This window comes from Streptomyces sp. NRRL S-378 (assembly GCF_000720645.1).
Taxonomy (GTDB): Bacteria; Actinomycetota; Actinomycetes; order Streptomycetales; family Streptomycetaceae; genus Streptomyces.
The window spans coordinates 37,914-53,890 of the sequence record NZ_JOBX01000033.1 but is presented as its reverse complement, the minus strand read 5'-3'; the positions used below and the strand labels follow the sequence as shown (position 1 = coordinate 53,890).

Annotated in this window: 15 protein-coding genes; 9 read left to right on the top strand and 6 right to left on the bottom strand. The window is 73.5% G+C overall.

The window, feature by feature from the left end:
- Window positions 1-43: 43 nt before the first annotated feature.
- A complete protein-coding gene (locus IH80_RS0122825) occupies window positions 44-1,228 on the top strand; it encodes a low temperature requirement protein A (protein ID WP_051809779.1) in 1,185 nt (394 codons plus the stop codon).
- Here the strand turns inward: IH80_RS0122825 and IH80_RS0122820 are convergent.
- Window positions 1,215-2,156: a beta-ketoacyl-ACP synthase III gene (locus tag IH80_RS0122820; RefSeq protein ID WP_030962898.1), complete on the bottom strand. Its 942-nt coding sequence runs from the start codon at window positions 2,154-2,156 to the stop codon at window positions 1,215-1,217. The genes IH80_RS0122825 and IH80_RS0122820 overlap by 14 nt on opposite strands.
- Window positions 2,157-2,362: 206 nt before the next feature.
- Here IH80_RS0122820 and fdhD point away from each other — a divergent pair, with 206 nt between their 5' ends.
- On the top strand, window positions 2,363-3,190 hold the full coding sequence (gene fdhD, locus IH80_RS0122815; RefSeq protein WP_030962896.1) for a formate dehydrogenase accessory sulfurtransferase FdhD: 828 nt from the start codon (window positions 2,363-2,365) through the stop codon (window positions 3,188-3,190).
- On the opposite strand, the gene IH80_RS0122810 is transcribed toward fdhD, so the two are convergent.
- From IH80_RS0122810 to IH80_RS0122800, 3 genes are read right to left on the bottom strand one after another with little or no spacing between them, the layout of a single operon-like run.
- Entirely contained in the window at window positions 3,180-3,650 is a 471-nt protein-coding gene (locus IH80_RS0122810; protein WP_030962895.1) for a hypothetical protein, read from the bottom strand. The genes fdhD and IH80_RS0122810 overlap by 11 nt on opposite strands.
- A gap of 1 nt (window position 3,651) precedes the next feature.
- Window positions 3,652-4,083 carry a (2Fe-2S) ferredoxin domain-containing protein gene (locus tag IH80_RS0122805; RefSeq protein WP_199819294.1) on the bottom strand — a complete coding sequence of 144 codons (432 nt, stop codon included), beginning with the start codon at window positions 4,081-4,083 and terminating at the stop codon, window positions 3,652-3,654.
- Window positions 4,084-4,092: 9 nt separating this feature from the next.
- Window positions 4,093-5,133 (bottom strand): bile acid:sodium symporter family protein, encoded by a 1,041-nt coding sequence (locus IH80_RS0122800; protein WP_030962892.1) that lies wholly within the window; start codon window positions 5,131-5,133, stop codon window positions 4,093-4,095.
- Window positions 5,134-5,290: 157 nt separating this feature from the next.
- On the opposite strand from IH80_RS0122800, the gene IH80_RS0122795 reads away from it, so the two are divergent.
- The 7 genes from IH80_RS0122795 (at window position 5,291) to IH80_RS0122765 (ending at window position 14,730) form a co-directional block, all read left to right on the top strand.
- Window positions 5,291-6,142 carry a LysR substrate-binding domain-containing protein gene (locus tag IH80_RS0122795; RefSeq protein ID WP_030962890.1) on the top strand — a complete coding sequence of 284 codons (852 nt, stop codon included), beginning with the start codon at window positions 5,291-5,293 and terminating at the stop codon, window positions 6,140-6,142.
- Window positions 6,143-6,522: 380 nt separating this feature from the next.
- Window positions 6,523-8,346: an AMP-dependent synthetase/ligase gene (locus IH80_RS0122790; protein ID WP_030962889.1), complete on the top strand. Its 1,824-nt coding sequence runs from the start codon at window positions 6,523-6,525 to the stop codon at window positions 8,344-8,346.
- Between the two features lie 183 nt (window positions 8,347-8,529).
- Window positions 8,530-9,798: an ABC transporter substrate-binding protein gene (locus IH80_RS0122785; protein ID WP_030962888.1), complete on the top strand. Its 1,269-nt coding sequence runs from the start codon at window positions 8,530-8,532 to the stop codon at window positions 9,796-9,798.
- A gap of 9 nt (window positions 9,799-9,807) precedes the next feature.
- The gene (locus tag IH80_RS0122780; RefSeq protein WP_030962886.1) at window positions 9,808-12,498 is read left to right on the top strand and encodes an ABC transporter permease subunit; all 2,691 of its coding nucleotides are present in this window, start codon (window positions 9,808-9,810) and stop codon (window positions 12,496-12,498) included.
- Window positions 12,495-13,295, top strand: a complete 801-nt coding sequence (locus IH80_RS0122775; RefSeq protein ID WP_420708833.1) for an ABC transporter ATP-binding protein — start codon at window positions 12,495-12,497, stop codon at window positions 13,293-13,295. Before IH80_RS0122780 ends, IH80_RS0122775 begins: the two co-directional genes overlap by 4 nt.
- Before the next feature lie 150 nt (window positions 13,296-13,445).
- The gene (locus IH80_RS0122770; RefSeq protein WP_030962884.1) at window positions 13,446-14,294 is read left to right on the top strand and encodes an aldo/keto reductase; all 849 of its coding nucleotides are present in this window, start codon (window positions 13,446-13,448) and stop codon (window positions 14,292-14,294) included.
- A gap of 10 nt (window positions 14,295-14,304) precedes the next feature.
- Window positions 14,305-14,730 (top strand): RICIN domain-containing protein, encoded by a 426-nt coding sequence (locus tag IH80_RS0122765; protein ID WP_030962882.1) that lies wholly within the window; start codon window positions 14,305-14,307, stop codon window positions 14,728-14,730.
- 27 nt (window positions 14,731-14,757) lie between these two features.
- Here the strand turns inward: IH80_RS0122765 and IH80_RS0122760 are convergent, their stop codons facing one another.
- Both IH80_RS0122760 and IH80_RS0122755 read right to left on the bottom strand, forming a co-directional pair.
- Window positions 14,758-15,522 (bottom strand): class I SAM-dependent methyltransferase, encoded by a 765-nt coding sequence (locus tag IH80_RS0122760; RefSeq protein ID WP_234432348.1) that lies wholly within the window; start codon window positions 15,520-15,522, stop codon window positions 14,758-14,760.
- Entirely contained in the window at window positions 15,522-15,827 is a 306-nt protein-coding gene (locus IH80_RS0122755) for a 4a-hydroxytetrahydrobiopterin dehydratase (protein WP_030962879.1), read from the bottom strand. The genes IH80_RS0122760 and IH80_RS0122755 overlap by 1 nt, the downstream gene beginning before the upstream one ends.
- Window positions 15,828-15,977 lie beyond the last annotated feature (150 nt).

Genomic DNA, 15,977 nt, shown 5'->3' with positions numbered 1-15,977 from the left:
AGGGGCGGTCGGATGGCTGCGCACACATCCGGGGGAGCCGCGCATGGAAACCGAGCACCGCGTCAGCACGCTGGAGCTGTTCTTCGACCTCGTCTTCGTCTTCACCATCACGCAGTTGACGGTGCTGCTGGCGGACGACCTGACCCCGCGGGGCGCCGGGCAGGTCCTGCTCATCTTCACCGTGCTGTTCTGGATGTACGGGGGCTACGCGCACCTGACCAACCAGGTGCCGCCCGACCGCACCGTCCGGCGCGTGCTCCTGATGCTCGCCATGGGCGCGTTCATGGTGTGCGCGCTGGCCGTGCCCACCGCCTTCGGCGCGGGCGGTGTCGCCTTCGGCCTGGGCTACCTGCTGGTCGTCCTGGTGCACGGCGCGCTGTTCACACAGGCGCACGGCCGCGGGGTGCTGTGGTTCGCGCTGCCCAACGTGCTGTGCGCGCTGGCGGTGACGGCCGCCGGGTTCTTCGACGGACTGCCGGCCTGGGGGCTGTGGCTGCTGGCGCTGCTGCTCCAGTTCGTGACACCGATGGTCGTGCAGCGGGTCGCGGCGAGCGGGGCCGCCGCGGAGCCGGAGGTGCCCGAGCAGACGGTCGGCGACCAGCTCGGCGGGATGAACGCCGCGCACCTGGTGGAGCGGCACGGCCTGCTGCTGATCATCGTCTTCGGCGAGTCGGTGATCGCGATCGGCATCGGAGTGGGCTCGCTGCCGCTGTCCGCCGGGATCGCGGGCGGTACGTTCCTGGCGCTGACGATCGCGTCGGCGATGTGGTGGATGTACTTCGTGCGCGACGAGGGCCGGGCCGAGGAGGTCTTCGCGCAGATGCCGCCGGACCGGCGTTTCAAGCTGGCGATGGCGGCGTACTACTACGCCTTCCTGCCCGTGCTGCTGGGCATCGCCGTCTTCGCGGCCGGGGTGAAGAAGACGATCGGGCACCTCGGGGAGCACCTGCACAGCGGTCCGGCGGTGGCGCTGGCCGGCGGGGTGGCCCTGTACCTGGCCGGGAACCTGGTCTTCCGTGCGGCGCTGGGCATCGGTCCGGCCCGCTACCGCGCCACGGCCCTGGTCCTCGCGCTCGCCACGGTGGCCGTGGGGACCCGGTGGACGGGAGCGGGCCAGCTGGTGGCCCTGGCGGTCGTCCTGGTCGGCGCGGTGATCGCCGAGGGCGCCCGCTCCCCCGCCGCGGGGGCGTCGCGGGGAGCGGTCGCGGAAGGCGTCACGGGCAGCTGATGACCTGGCCCGCGTAGGAGAGGTTGCCGCCGAAGCCGAAGAGCAGGACCGGGGCGCCGGAGGGGATCTCGCCGCGCTGGACCAGCTTCGACAGGGCCATCGGGATGCTCGCCGCCGAGGTGTTGCCGGAGTCCACGACGTCGCGGGCGACGACGGCGTTGACCGCCCCGATCCTGGCGGCGAGCGGCTCGATGATGCGCAGGTTCGCCTGGTGGAGGACGACCGCGGCCAGGTCTTCGGGTGCGATGCCCGCCTTCTCGCACACCTTGCGGGCGAGCGGCGGGAGCTGGCTGGTGGTCCAGCGGTAGACGGACTGGCCTTCCTGGGCGAAGACCGGCGGCGAGCCCTCGATGCGGACGGCGTTGCCCATCTCCGGGACCGAACCCCACAGCACCGGGCCGATACCGGCCTCGTCGCAGGCCTCGACGACGGCCGCGCCCGCGCCGTCGCCGGTGAGGACGCAGGTGGTGCGGTCGGCCCAGTCGGTGATCTCGGTCATCTTGTCGGCGCCGATGACCAGCGCGCGGGTGGCGGAGCCGGCCCGGATGGCGTGGTCGGCCGTGGCCAGGGCGTGGGTGAAGCCCGAGCAGACGACGTTGATGTCCATGACGGCGGGGCTGCCGCCCATGCCCAGCTTGGCGGCGACGCGCGCGGCCATGTTGGGCGAACGGTCGATCGCGGTGGAGGTGGCGACCAGGACGAGGTCGATGTCGTCCGGGGTCAGTCCGGCGCCGGCCAGTGCCTTACCGGCCGCGTGGAAGGCCAGCTCGTCGACCGGCTCGTCCGGGCCGGCCATGTGGCGGGTACGGATGCCGACGCGGGAGCGGATCCACTCGTCGGTGGTGTCGACCATGGCCGCGAGGTCCTCGTTGGTGAGCACTTTCGCGGGCTGGTAGTGCCCTAGCGCCACCACGCGTGAACCGGTCATGGGCGGGGTCCCCCCTCGTAGGCAAGTCAGGATCACCCAGCTTTGCCTGCTACCGATGGGTACATATGCGCGTGACCCGACAGGATTCCGGCCCCTGATTTTGGAGCTTCCCGAGGAGCTCCCTGCCCGGGACCAGGTCGGATGCGGAACCGGGAGAATGAGTACGTCGGACTTCGGCGAGAAACAGAAGGGGTGGGCTGATCACCATGGGACGGGTCACCGAGCGCCGTCGCGTCGTCCGGATCCGGAGCGGCGGGGCGGGTGTCCGCCCGGACACCCTGGTGGCCGAGGAGCCGCTGGAGATACGCCTCAACGGCCGACCGCTGGCCATCACCATGCGGACGCCGGGCGACGACTTCGCCCTGGCGGTGGGCTTCCTGGTGAGCGAGGGCGTGCTCGCCGGCGCGTCGGACGTGCAGGCGGTCACGTACTGCGAGGGGGCGACGGCGGACGGCTCCAACACCTACAACGTGGTGAACGTCCAGCTGGCCGCCGGGGTCCCGGTGCCGGACATCACGCTGGAGCGGAACGTCTACACCACCTCGTCCTGCGGCCTGTGCGGGAAGGCCAGTCTCGACGCGGTCCGGACGGCGACCCGGTTCCCGGGGGTCGCCACCGATCCGGTACGTGTGCCCGTGGAGGTCCTGACCGGGCTCCCGGACCGGCTGCGGGCGGCCCAGAAGGTCTTCGACCGTACGGGCGGCCTGCACGCGGCGGGGCTGTTCACGGCGCAGGGCGAACTGCTCGACCTGCGTGAGGACGTGGGCCGGCACAACGCGGTGGACAAGATCGTCGGCAGGGCACTGCAGGCGGGACGGCTCCCGCTGGCGGGCGCGGTGCTGCTGGTGTCGGGCCGGGCCTCCTTCGAGCTCGCGCAGAAGGCCGTGATGGCGGGGATTCCGGTGCTGGCGGCGGTCTCCGCGCCGTCCTCGCTGGCGGTGGACCTGGCGGTGGAGTCGGGCATGACCCTGGTCGGCTTCCTGCGGGGCCCGGACATGAACATCTACGCGGGCGAGGAGCGGATCACCCTGTAGCGACGCGCCGGAACAGCTCCCTGCTGCCGCGTTCGTAGCCCAGGAACGAGGCCCGCACGTCGCTGCCGTCGCCGGTCGTGCCCTCCTTGCCGGTGCCGTGGAGCGTGAACCAGTCGTCGCAGACCTGCACGGCGGGGGTTCCGTAGACCGCGGACTTGATCAGGATCAGGATCCCCGGGTCCTCGTCGGAGTGCCGGTCGATGGTCCAGGTGCCCTCGCCGGTGAATACTGCCGACTGCCGGTCCCGGGCGCATCGCCAGCCTGAGACGTCCGTGAGACGGACCCGGCCGCCCGCCAGCACCTCGAGCCGGCCTCCGCGGTCCCCCTGCCACGTGCCGGTGACGTCCTGCGCCGTCAGCGGCACAGAGGGCTTGCTGCCCTCGATCGAGAAGGCCAGGTCCACGGTGACCGGGACCAGCAGACCGAACAGCACGAGCACCGCGCGGGCCAGGTTCTGCACGTCAGCGCCGTCGGCGGGAGCGGCGGCCGGCGTCGGCCGGGGGTTTCGGGGCCGGCGGGTCGATGCGGTGGAGGTCCAGGGTGGCCGGGAGCGGGGTGGCGCCCGGGCCGCCGGACTCGGCCCAGGCGATGATCTCGTCGGTGGCGGTGTCGTCGAGGGCCCAGCCGAACCAGACCGCGCGGGCGCCGCGGCGGCGGGCCTCGCTGGTGGGCTGGACCACGATGACGTTGGCCTGGGCGCAGGGGCCGAGGCAGTCGCTGGTACGGACGGCCAGGCGGCCCCCGGAGGCGGCCGCGGCCTCGCGCAGCCGGGCGAGCTGGCCCGCGTGGTCGGAGCCGGGGTTCTTGCGGGGGTCGCCGCAGCAGCAGCCGCGGCAGACCACCAGGGTGCAGGGGCGTGGGGCGTGGGCACCGAGCGGGCGTATCCAGGTCACCACCGTACGTTACCGGTGCGGAGAGGACGTCGGTCGGGCCGGGCGGGAGACCTCCGCCACACGGTCGGCGGGGAGTTCGGGCCTCGTGTCCTGGGCGCGGCGCCGGGCGAGTACCGCGCAGACCATCAGCTGCATCTGGTGGAACAGCATCAGCGGGAGCACGGCGAGGCCGGCCTGGGCCCCGAACAGGACGCTGGCCATGGGGAGTCCGGCGGCCAGGCTCTTCTTCGACCCGGCGAACTGGATGGCGATGCGGTCCTCGCGGCCGAAACCGAGGCGGGCAGCGCCGTACCAGGTGACGAGCAGCATGACCGTGAGGAGTACGGCTTCCAGCAGCATCAGCGCGCCCAGGCGCAGCGGGCTCACCTGCTGCCAGATGCCGGCGGCCATGCCCGCGCTGAAGGCCGTGTAGACCACGAGCAGGATCGAGCCGCGGTCGACGTACCCGAGGGTCTTCTTGTGGCGGGTGACGAAGCCGCCGACCCAGCGGCGCAGGGCCTGGCCCAGGAGGAAGGGCAGCAGGAGCTGGAGGGTGATCTTGAGGATGGCGTCGGCGGAGAAGCCGCCCGTGCGGCCGCCGAGCAGGACCGCCGCGAGCAGAGGGGTGAGCACGATGCCGGCCATGCTGGAGAAGGAGCCGGCACAGATCGCGGCGGGGACGTTGCCGCGGGCGATCGAGGTGAAGGCGATCGAGGACTGGACGGTCGAGGGGACCAGGCAGAGGAAGAGCAGTCCGCTCCGGAGCGCGGGCGGCAGGAGGCCGGGGGCGAGGGCGCACAGGGCCAGGCCGAGGACCGGGAAGAGCAGGAAGGTGCAGGCGAGCACGGTGAGGTGCAGCCGCCAGTGGCGCAGGCCGTCGAGCGCCTCGCGGGTGGAGAGCCGGGCGCCGTAGAGGAAGAAGAGCAGGGCCACGGCGGCGGTGGAGGCGACGCCGGCGGCTGCGGCGGCCGCGCCGCGGGCGGGGAGCAGGGCGGCGAGGCCGACGGTGCCGAGCAGGGCCAGGACGTACGGGTCCACGGGGAGCCGGGCGGGGAGGTACGGGCGGCGCATGCGCAGGGTGCTCACTTGCTGTCGGGGCGGTGGGACCGGATGCTCTTCGTCCCTTTCTCGGTGCCCCTTCATGGTCGGCCCCCGCCGGTGATCGGGAAACCCGTACACCGCTCTCACTGTCATCACGGATCGAGATGAGCCGACCTACGATGGGGGCATGTACGACCCGGTGCAGTTGCGGACGTTCCTCACGGTGGCCCAGACGCTGAGCTTCACGCAGGCCGCGGGGCGTCTCGGCGTACGGCAGTCCACCGTGAGCCAGCACGTGCGGCGGCTGGAGGAGGCGACGGGGCGGCCGCTGTTCCTGCGGGACACGCACAGCGTGGAGCTGACGGAGGACGGCGAGGCGATGCTCGGCTTCGCGCGGACGATCCTGGAGGCGCACGAGCGGGCGGCAGCCTTCTTCACGGGGACGCGGCTGCGGGGGCGGCTGCGGTTCGGTGCCTCGGAGGACTTCGTGCTGTCGCGGCTGCCGGAGATCCTCGAGGGGTTCCGGCACGAGCACCCCGAGGTGGACCTGGAGCTGTCGGTGGAGCTGTCGGGCACGCTGCACGAGCGGCTGGACGCGGGCCGCCTCGACCTGGTGCTGGCGAAGCGGCGGGGTCCGGGGGACGAGCGGGGCCGGCTGGTCTGGCGGGACAGGATGGTGTGGATCGGCGCGGAGGGGCTACGGGTGGATCCCGAGCGCCCGGTTCCGTTGATCGTCTTCCCGCCGCCCGGTATCACCCGGGCGCGGGCGCTGGAGGTGCTCGAACGGGACGGGCGGGCGTGGCGGATCGCGTGCACGAGCGGCAGCCTGAGCGGTCTGGTCGCGGCGGCCCGGGCCGGGCTGGGCGTGATGGCGCACACGCGGGGGCTGATCCCGCCCGGGCTGGTGCGGGTCGGCGGGCTGCCCGAGCTGGGGCCGGTGGAGTTCGCCCTGCTGCGCGGCCCGCGTGCGTCGCCCGCGGCCGAGGCACTGGCGGCGGCGGTCCTCTCGGGCGCGGACCGGCTGACCCGCTCCGGCTGACCGTCGCGCACCGCCGGACCGGACGTCGGCCGCTCGCCGGACCGCTCGCCGGACCGTCGAATCACCGGCGGACCGTCTGCGGCCGGCCCCGGCGGACCGTGTCCCCGGCCGCCCGGCAGGGGGCCGTCGCACCACCCGGCGCCCCGGCCCGTGGACGGCATCGGCCCGGCGCCCGGCGGACCGCCCGGCGCATCGGCCCGGCGCCCGGCGCACGGGGGTGGCCACAGGGCGCACGGGGACCGGCCCGCGCCCTGCGAGCCGCACGTCAGCAGCGTGAACGGCGTGATCACTGGGGAGGTCTTGTGGAAGTGTCCGAACGCCCATCAACCCCCCTTGACACTGAGGTACGTTCACCGCGGCGCGCGGAGAGGAGCGGGGCCTTGCGTGAGATCACCGTCCCACCGGTCGTCACGGGCGCGCCCGTCGGCGGCCTGGCCGACGCCGTCTTCCAGCACGCCCGGGAAGAACCGGACCGGGTGGTCCTCGGCCGGAAGACCGACGGGGTGTGGCGGGACGTGACGTCCGGTGAGCTGGCGGCCGAGGTGCTGGCGCTCGCCAAGGGACTGCTGGCCCAGGGGGTGCGCTTCGGCGACCGGGTGGCCGTCATGTCCCGCACCCGCTACGAGTTCACGCTGTTCGACTTCGCCCTGTGGGCGATCGGCGCGCAGCCCGTCCCCGTCTATCCGACGTCGTCCACCGAGCAGGTGCACTGGATCCTCCACGACACCGCCTGCACCGCCTGCGTCGTGGAGAACGAGGACCAGGCCATGACGGTGGGCTCGGTCATCGACCGGCTCCCCCACCTGCGACGGCTGTGGCAGCTGGACGCCGGGGCGGTGGACGACCTCGTCGCGGCCGGCCGCTCGGTGGCCGAGGACGTCGTGCACCGCCACCGCGGCGCGGTGACGCCCGATGCGACGGCCACCGTCATCTACACCTCGGGGACCACCGGCCGGCCCAAGGGGTGCGTGCTCACGCACGCCAATTTCATGTACGAGACGGACACCCTGGTGGCCCGCTGGGAGTCCGTGTTCCAGGGCAGGCAGGGCGACCGGCCGTCGACCCTGCTGTTCCTGCCGCTGGCCCACGTCTTCGGGCGGATGGTGGAGGTGGCGGCGGTCCGGGCGCGGGTCAAGCTCGGGCACCAGCCGGTGCTGGCGGCGGCCGAGCTGATGCCGGACCTCGCGGCGTTCCGGCCGACCTTCGTGCTCGGCGTCCCGTACGTCTTCGAGAAGGTCTTCGCGACCGCCCGCCGCAAGGCGGAGGCGGAGGGGCGCACGGGACCCTTCGACCGGGCCGTGGAGACGGCCGTGCGGTATGCGGAGGCGCGCGAGCGGAAGGCGTTCGGCACCGGTCCGGGCCCCTCGGCGACGCTGCGGATGGAGCACCGGCTCTTCGAGAAGCTCGTCTACGGCAAGGTCCGCGAGGCGATGGGCGGGCGGGTGCGGTACGCCATGTCCGGCGGGTCGGCGATGTCCCGCCGTCTCGGGCTGTTCTTCGACGGCGCGGGGATCACGGTGTTCGAGGGGTACGGGCTGACCGAGTCCTGCGCGGCGGCCACCGCGAACCCTCCGGAGGCAACGAAGTACGGCACGGTGGGCCGGCCGATCCCGGGGAGCACGGTGCACATCGCGGACGACGGGGAGGTCTGGCTGCACGGCGGGCACGTCTTCTCCGGGTACCTGGGCGATCCGCGCGCCACGGAGGCGGTGCTGCGCGGCGGCTGGCTGGCGACCGGGGACCTGGGGCGGCTGGACGAGGACGGCTACCTGGTCATCACCGGACGCAAGAAGGACATCCTGGTGACGTCCAACGGCAAGAGCGTCGCCCCGGCTGCGCTGGAGGAGCGGGTCCGTTCGCATCCGCTGGTGGCGCAGTGCGTGCTGGTGGGCAACGACCGGCCGTACATCGCGGCGCTGCTCACCCTGGACACGGAGGGCATAGCGCACTGGCTGTCGATGCGCGGCAGACCGCAGATGCCGGCCGCGGACCTCGTGAGCGATCCGGAGCTGACGGCGGAGGTCCGCCGGGCGGTGGTGGCCGCCAACACCCTGGTCTCGCAGGCGGAGGCGATCCGCACCTTCCGGGTGCTGGCCGAGCAGTTCACCGAGGAGCGGGGCTTGCTGACCCCTTCGCTGAAGCTCAAGCGCCGGGCGATCGAGAAGGCGTACGCGAAGGAGGTCGCCGAGCTCTACCGGACGTGATCCAGGAATCCGGAGCCGGATCGGGAGCCGGGAGCCGGATCGGGAGTCGGGAGTCGGGAGTCGGGAGTCGAGCACGGGAACCAGCGCATCTGACGGTTCGTCACTTCAGCGCGTCATCGATATTGACCATCCGTCAGGTCGCGCACAGAATGCGGGGATTCCGACCGGAGGGGGATCCCCGACATGTTGCGTCCGATCCGCACCCTGGCCGCCGCGGCAGCGGCCGTCGCGCTCGTCTCCGCCTGCAACTCCGCCTCCACCAACGGCACCTCTCCGGGCGGCTCCGGCGACGCGCCCGCCACCACGCGCGGGGTGACCGCCGACTCCATCAAGGTCGGCGGCATCGTCTCGATGACCACCGCCAGCGGCTACAGCAAGAAGGACACCGACCTCGGCGCCAGGGCCCGCTACCTGAGAGCCAACGCCGAGGGCGGCGTCCACGGCCGCAAGATCGAATACCTCGGCGCGGAGGACGACGGGCAGGACCCCGCGAAGAACATGGCCGCCGCCCGCAAACTCGTCCAGCAGGACAAGGTCTTCGCGGTCTCCCCCATGAGTTCGGTGACCTTCTCCGGCGCCGACTTCCTGGAGCAGGAGAAGGTCCCCACCTTCGGCTGGGGCACCCTGCCCGCCTTCTGCGGGCCCCAGCACATCTACGGCTTCAACGGCTGCCTGGTCCCCACCCCCGGCGGCACCCTGAACCAGACCTGGCCCGAGGGCATCGGCCGGATCCTCGGCGGCGCCCGCGGCAAGTCGGTCGCGGTCATCGCCAACGACAGCGACGCGGGCAAGTTCGGCATCCGGACCTTCCAGCAGGGCTTCACCAGCGCCGGCTTCACGGTCTCCTACGCCAAGGCCTCCGTGCCGGCCACCGCCGTCCCCAGCGACTGGTCCGCCTACGTGAAGGAGATCCTCTCCAGCAACGACGGCAGGGCCCCGGACGCCGTGGTCTCCGTCATGCAGACCCCCAACAACATCGGGCTGTTCACCGCGCTCAAGCGCAGCGGCTACAAGGGCCTGCTCTCCGACCCCACCGACTACGACCCCGGGCTGCTCGCCCAGGACGCCACCCGGCAGGCCCTCGACGGGGTGCACGTGCTGCTGCAGTTCCAGCCGTTCGAGTCGGACGATCCGAACATGGCGCGGTTCAAGGCCGACATCAAGGCGGCTGCGGGCGGCAAGGACGTCCCCCTGAGCATGCACATGCTCACCGGGTACATGTCGGCCGACCTGTTCCTGTCCATCGCGCAGAAGGCCGGCAAGGACCTGACCGTCGAGTCCTTCCAGGCCGCCGCGCAGAGCTTCTCCGACACCGGCACGCTCGTCGGCGACCGCGCGCTGCCCAAGGGGCAGAAGGACAGCTTCGGCTGTGGGGCGCTCGTCCAGCTGAAGAACGGCGCGTACGAGGTCTCCGTCCCGTTCAAGTGCTACGAGCCCATCCCCTTCAAGTAGGACCACGGCATGGGGGATCTGCTCGTCTTCGTCCTGAGCGGTCTGGTCTCCGGCGCCCTGTACGCACTGCTCGCCACCGGGCTGGTGCTCTCGTACTCGGCGTCCGGGCTGTTCAACTTCGCGCACGGGGCCACCGCCTACCTGTGCGCGCTCACCTTCTACGAACTGCACTCCGGGCTGGGCTGGCCGGCGGTCCCGGCGGCGCTGCTCGTGGTGTTCGTCCTCGCCCCCGGTCTCGGCTGGGGACTGGACCGGCTGATGTTCCGGCGGCTGGCGCAGGTCGGTGAGACGGCGCAGATCGTGGCGACCATCGGGCTCCTGGTGGCCCTGCCCGCCGCCGGGCTGTGGGCGGTCGAGCTGCTGGCGGACGCGGGCGCCCCGGTGAAACCGGCCGAGAACCGGTTCGGGCTGCCGGGCGTGGGGCCGAGCCCGGCGAAGTCCTGGCAGCTCATGGAGGGGGTCGGCATCGACTCCGACCAGCTCATCACCTGGCTGGTCACCGCGCTGGTGGCGGTGGCCCTATGGGTGCTGATGCGGCACACGCGGATCGGGCTGCAGCTGCGTGCGGCCGTCGACAACCGCTCGCTGACCGAGCTGCGCGGGATCAGCGCCGACCGGCTGTCGTCGGTGGCGTGGATGACCGCGTCGGCGCTGGCCGGGCTGGCCGGGGTGCTGGCGACGCCGCTGCTGGGGCTGTCGGCGCACGACTTCACGCTGTTCCTGTTCGTGTCGGCCACGGCCGCGGTCATCGGCCGGTTCGCGTCCGTGCCGCTCGCCTTCGCGGGCGGGCTGGGGCTGGGGGTCCTGCAGAACCTGGTGGCGGGGTACGCGTCCTTCGCCGAGTCCATCACCGGCTTCCGTACGGCGGTGCCCTTCCTGATCCTGTTCGGCGGGCTGCTCGTACTGACCCGTAGGGCCCGGACCGCAGGGGTCGCGGCCGTGGACGCCCCGCCGGTGGACCACCTGGCCGGGGCCTCCTGGGGGCGGCGGTGGGGTGTGTGGGCGGCGGGCGCGGGGCTGCTGTGCCTCGCCTTCTACACCGTGACGACACCGTTCTGGAGCGGGCTGCTGGCACAGGGGCTGGCCGTGGCCCTGGTGTTCATGTCCTTCACCGTGGTGACCGGGCTCGGCGCCATGGTCTCCCTCGCCCAGGGCACCTTCGTGACGGGGGCCGCGCTCGTGGCCGGGCTGCTCATGAGCCGCGGCTGGCCGTTCGTGGCCGCGCTGGCCGTGGGCACCTGCGCGGCGGCCGTCCTGGGGGCACTGGTCGCGCTGCCGGCACTGCGGCTGGGCGGCAGGTCGCTGGCGCTGGCCACGCTGGCCCTGGCGTTCCTCGCCGACCAGGTGCTGTTCCAGCTGAGGTGGCTGCGCAACGGCGACACCGGCTGGTCGGTCCCGCGGCCGGTCCTCGGACCGGTGGACCTGGCCGACGACCGGGCGCTCGGGGTGGCCCTGGTGGTGCTCGTCGCGCTGGTCGCCGCCGGGCTGAGCGCGCTGCGCGGATCCCCGTCGGGTCGCGCGATGCTCGCCGTACGGTCGGCCCCGGCCGCGGCGGCGGCCTCGGGCGTGTCGGTGCTGCGCACGAAGCTGCTGCTCTTCACCCTGTCCGCCGGGCTGGCCGGATTCGGGGGCGTGCTGTACGCCTCGTACAACACCCGGATCACGGCCACGGACTTCACGGCGATGACAGGGCTGGTGTGGCTGGCGGTCGTGGTGGCGGCGGGCGTGCGGCGGCCGCAGTACGCGGTGGTGGCGGGGCTGGTGTACGCGGTGGCCCCGCGGCTGCTGTCCGACTACGTGACGGAGTCCGCGCACCTGCCGGTGATCCTCTTCGGCCTGGCCGGGCTGGCCCTGGCCAACGACCCCGACGGGTACTGCGCGGCCGTGCCGGTGCGGCGGGCACGGCGGCGCGCCGCCGCTTCCCGGGGCTCCGCTTCCAAGCGCTCCGCCCCGGCCCCGTCGGGGGCGCCGCGCCCGGACCCCCGCGCCTCGGACCCCGACGGGGCCGATGCCGCCCTGGAGCTGCGCGGCGTCACCGCCGGGTACGACGGCGGGCTCGTGCTGCACGGGGTCGATCTCGTCGTGCGGCGCGGGGAGATCCTCGCCGTGCTCGGGCCGAACGGAGCCGGGAAGAGCACCGCGTGCCGGGTCGCCGCCGGGGCGCTGCCCGTTGCCGGCGGGGAGGTACGGATACGCGGGCGGGACGCCACCGCCGACGGGCCGCTCCGCCGGGCGCGGGCCGGGGTGCTGCTCGCCCCCGAGGGCCGGGGGATCTTCCCGTCGCTCACGATCGAGGAGAACCTGGCCCTGTACCTCCCGGAGGCCGGTGCCCGGGCCGCCGTCTACGACCGCTTCCCGCGGCTCGCGGAACGGCGCCGGGTGAACGCCGGCGCCCTGTCCGGCGGTGAGCAGCAGATGCTCGCGCTGGCCCCGCTGCTGCAGCGGCCGCCCGAGGTGCTGATCGCCGACGAGCCCTCGCTCGGGCTGGCCCCGCGCGTCGCGGAGGAGGTGTACGCGCTGCTCACCGAGCTCCGCGACGCCGGTACCGCGCTGCTCCTGGTGGAGGAGAGGGCCGCGGGGATCCTGGGCGTCGCCGACACCGTGGCCTACCTCTCCCAGGGCCGGGTCGCATGGTGCGGTCCCCGGGACGAGGTCGAGGCCGACCGGCTCACCGAGGCCTATCTGGGGACGGGGACATGAGCGGCGGGGACATGAGCGGCGGGAACCTGAGCGGCTACGTGCTCCACGCGGGCGGTGTCGGCGTGCGGTTCGGCGGCGTCAGGGCGCTGAGCGGGGTGGACCTCGGGATCCGGGCGGGCGAGGTGTGCGGGCTGATCGGCCCCAACGGGGCCGGTAAGACCACGCTGTTCGACGTGCTGTCGGGGATCCGCCGGCCCGACCGGGGGCGGATCCTGCTGGACGGGGCGGACATCACGCGCCGCTCCCCCGTGTGGCGGGCCCGGCACGGGATGCGCCGGACGTTCCAGCGCCGACAGTTGTTCGGGCAGCTCAGCGTGGCCGACAACGTGCTGGTGGCGCAGGAGTGGCGGGGCGGCGGGGGCGGGCCGGCCGCCGACCTCCTCGCCCTCCCGGCCCGGCGGGCCCGGGAGCGGGCCCGCCGGATGCGCGGCGAGCGGGTCCTGGCCGACTGCGGGATCGGTGCGCTGGGGACCTCGTACGCCGGCGGGCTGCCCGTCGGACAGGCCCGGATGGTGGAGCTGGCGCGCGCGGTGGCCGACCCGCCCCGGGTGCTGCTGCTGGACGAACCGGCCTCCGGGATGTCGGCGCCCGAGCGTGAGCGGCTCGCGGCGGTGGTGCGGCGGCTGGCGGCCGAGGAGGGCTGCGCGGTGCTGCTGGTCGAGCACGACGTGGCCTTCGTGATGGGCCTCTGCACGCGGGTCGTCGTACTGGACCTCGGGACGGTGCTGGCCGAGGGCACCCCGGCCGAGGTACGGGCGGACCCGCGGGTCCGGGAGGCGTACCTGGGTACCGCGTGAGCCGGGCGGCCCCGGACCACGCCGGGGGCCCACCCGGGCGTCCCCGCCGGCCGGGTGGCGGGAATACGTCGTGCGGGGGGCCGGTTGTCGCCCCTCGTACGACGCTGTACCACCGCGCACCAACGCGCCGACGTGAGGGAACGACCCGACGTGAACCAGGTCCCGGCCATCAAGCTCAACAACGGCACGCTCATGCCCCAGTTCGGCTTCGGCGTCTGGCAGGTGCCGGACGCGGAGGCGGAGCGCGCCGTGGGGACCGCCCTGGAGGCCGGTTACCGCAGCATCGACACGGCCGCGATCTACGGCAACGAGAAGGGCACGGGCAAGGCCGTCGCGGCCTCCGGGCTGCCGCGCGAGGAGCTGTTCGTCACCACCAAGCTGTGGAACGGCCCGAAGCAGACGTGGGGCCGCGACGCGGTGCTGCGCGCCTTCGACGACTCCCTCTCCAAGCTGGGTCTCGACCACGTCGACCTGTACCTGATCCACTGGCCGCGCCCCATGCGCGAGGACTTCGTCGCCATCTGGAAGACCTTCGAGGAGATCGCCGCGAGCGGCCGCGCCAAGGCCGTCGGCGTGTCGAACTTCCGCCCGCAGGACCTCGACCGGATCGCCGCCGAGAGCGCCCTGGTGCCGGCCGTGAACCAGGTCGAGCTCCACCCGCTGCACCCGCAGGCCGCGCTGCGCTCCGAGCACGCCGCGCGCGGGATCGTCACCGAGGCCTGGTCGCCGCTCGGCCAGGGCAAGGAACTCCTCACGCTGCCGGCCGTCACCGAGATCGCCGCCGCGCACGGCCGCAGCGCCGCGCAGGTGGTGCTGCGCTGGCACCTCCAGCACGGGACCGTCGTGATCCCGAAGTCCGTGACCCCCGCCCGTATCCGGGAGAACCTGGACGTCTTCGGATTCGAGCTGGACGCCGTCGAGATGGCCGCCCTGGACGCCCTGGGCACCGGCGCGGCGGGCCGCCGGATCGGCCCGGACCCGGCCGAATTCGACGTGTGAGGGCGGCCGGGTGAACCTTCCCGAAGGGCTCTACCGGATCCGTAACGTGGACAGCGGGCTGGTGCTCCAGCTGGAGGGCGCCTCCCGGGTGCGGGTCGGCCCGGACGGGCCCCCGGCTCCGGCGGCGGCCCGCCGCTGGCTGATCTCGCCGGTGCACAGCGGCGGCGGGATCTTCCACGTGGTGAGCGAGGACAACGAGCGTCGCCTCGACGTGGCGAACGCGTCGACGGACAGCGGCGCCCGGGTGCAGGTGTGGCGGGCCAACGCCTTCGGCGCACAGGAGTGGATCGTCGAGGAACACCTCGACGATCCCGGAGTGGTGTCCCTGATCGCCTGCATCAGCGGCCTGCTCCTGGAGGCCGACGAGGAGGGCCGGGTCCGGCAGGGTGAGGACACCGACTCCCCGGCCCAGTGGTGGCGGCTGGAGCCCGCGTAGCCTCCGGCCGGGACCCGGCCCCGCGCGTCACACCCGTACGAAGCTCCGCAGGCGGTACGTGGGCTCCGCGCGCGGGGTTTCCTGGTCGGGCAGCAGTTCCAGCCGGGCCGCCAGCTCGTGCGCGGTGATGCCGCGCGGGACGATGCGCGAGGCGTACCGTCCCGCGAGCAGCGCCTCGGCGGAGCCGCGCGGGGTGCGGCCCTGGCCGTGCCCGGTGAAACGGGCCTCGCCGCCGGGGCGCAGGCCCGCCCGGGCCGCGTGCGCCTCGACCTCCCCGGAGGCGTCCGAGGGGGTCGGGGTCAGGTGCGCGGCGAACACGGCGTCGATGTCGCTGCCGACGTCGTGTGCGGAGTCCTTGTCCACGGTGGCGACGAGGACACCGCCGGGCCGCAGCACCCTGGCCGCCTCGGCGAGCACCGCGGGCACCAGTCCCGGCTCCCGCAGCAGGTGCAGCAGCCACACCGCGCTCACCGCGTCCAGGGAGCCCGAGCGCACGGGCAGCCGGGCGGCGTCGGCGAGGGCCACGGGGACGCCGCGGCGCAGCGCCGCGCCTGCCATGCCGTGTGAGGCGTCGGCGCCCAGGACGCGCAGTCCGGGGCGGGCGAGGCGGGCGGTGACGATGCCCGTGCCGCAGCCGAGGTCGAGGAGGGTGCCCACCTCGGCCGGGAGGAGGCTGAGGACCGCCGCGGCGGCGGCCTCGGCGCGGGGGGTGCCGCCGCGGGTGGCGTCGTAGAACGCGGCCTCCGCGTCGTAGTCGAGCAGGGGTTCCGCGGTCGCTGTCGGGGTGGTCATCAGCGCGCACCGTGGGCGGGGGCGAGGGACTCGACGCGCTCGGCGAGGGCGAAGTCGGTCTCCGTGACCACGCCTCCGGCGTCGTGGCTGTTCACGGAGACCCGCACGGTGTTGTAACCGAGCGTCAGATCGGAGTGGTGGTTCAACTCCTCCTGGACGGAGGCGATGTGGGCGACCAGGGCGCTCGCCGCGAAATGCGTGCCCAGTCGGTAGGTACGGATGATCCGGTCGTCCTCGAAGGCCCAGCCGGGGAGTTCCCGCAACCGGTCCTCGATCTCCTTCTGCGACAGCGGTTCACTCGGCATGCACCGGCTCCCTCTTCCGTGACGTGTAGTCAAGGTTCCCACAGTGCACGCCGGATCGAACCTTTCGCGCCATAGTGCGCTCGGGTACTCCTGCACCTTCCGCCCCCGGCGCCCGCCCCTTAGGCTCCTGCGCCGACGTGACTGTTACCA

Coding starts and splice junctions, on each gene's coding strand:
- fdhD (WP_030962896.1), top strand. CDS start 2,363: ATGGGACGGGTCACCGAGCGCCGTCGCGTCGTCCGGATCCGGAGCGGC.
- IH80_RS0122820 (WP_030962898.1), bottom strand. CDS start 2,156: ATGACCGGTTCACGCGTGGTGGCGCTAGGGCACTACCAGCCCGCGAAA.
- IH80_RS0122825 (WP_051809779.1), top strand. CDS start 44: ATGGAAACCGAGCACCGCGTCAGCACGCTGGAGCTGTTCTTCGACCTC.
- IH80_RS0122755 (WP_030962879.1), bottom strand. CDS start 15,827: ATGCCGAGTGAACCGCTGTCGCAGAAGGAGATCGAGGACCGGTTGCGG.
- IH80_RS0122780 (WP_030962886.1), top strand. CDS start 9,808: ATGGGGGATCTGCTCGTCTTCGTCCTGAGCGGTCTGGTCTCCGGCGCC.
- IH80_RS0122760 (WP_234432348.1), bottom strand. CDS start 15,522: ATGACCACCCCGACAGCGACCGCGGAACCCCTGCTCGACTACGACGCG.
- IH80_RS0122800 (WP_030962892.1), bottom strand. CDS start 5,133: ATGCGCCGCCCGTACCTCCCCGCCCGGCTCCCCGTGGACCCGTACGTC.
- IH80_RS0122795 (WP_030962890.1), top strand. CDS start 5,291: ATGTACGACCCGGTGCAGTTGCGGACGTTCCTCACGGTGGCCCAGACG.
- IH80_RS0122775 (WP_420708833.1), top strand. CDS start 12,495: ATGAGCGGCGGGGACATGAGCGGCGGGAACCTGAGCGGCTACGTGCTC.
- IH80_RS0122785 (WP_030962888.1), top strand. CDS start 8,530: ATGTTGCGTCCGATCCGCACCCTGGCCGCCGCGGCAGCGGCCGTCGCG.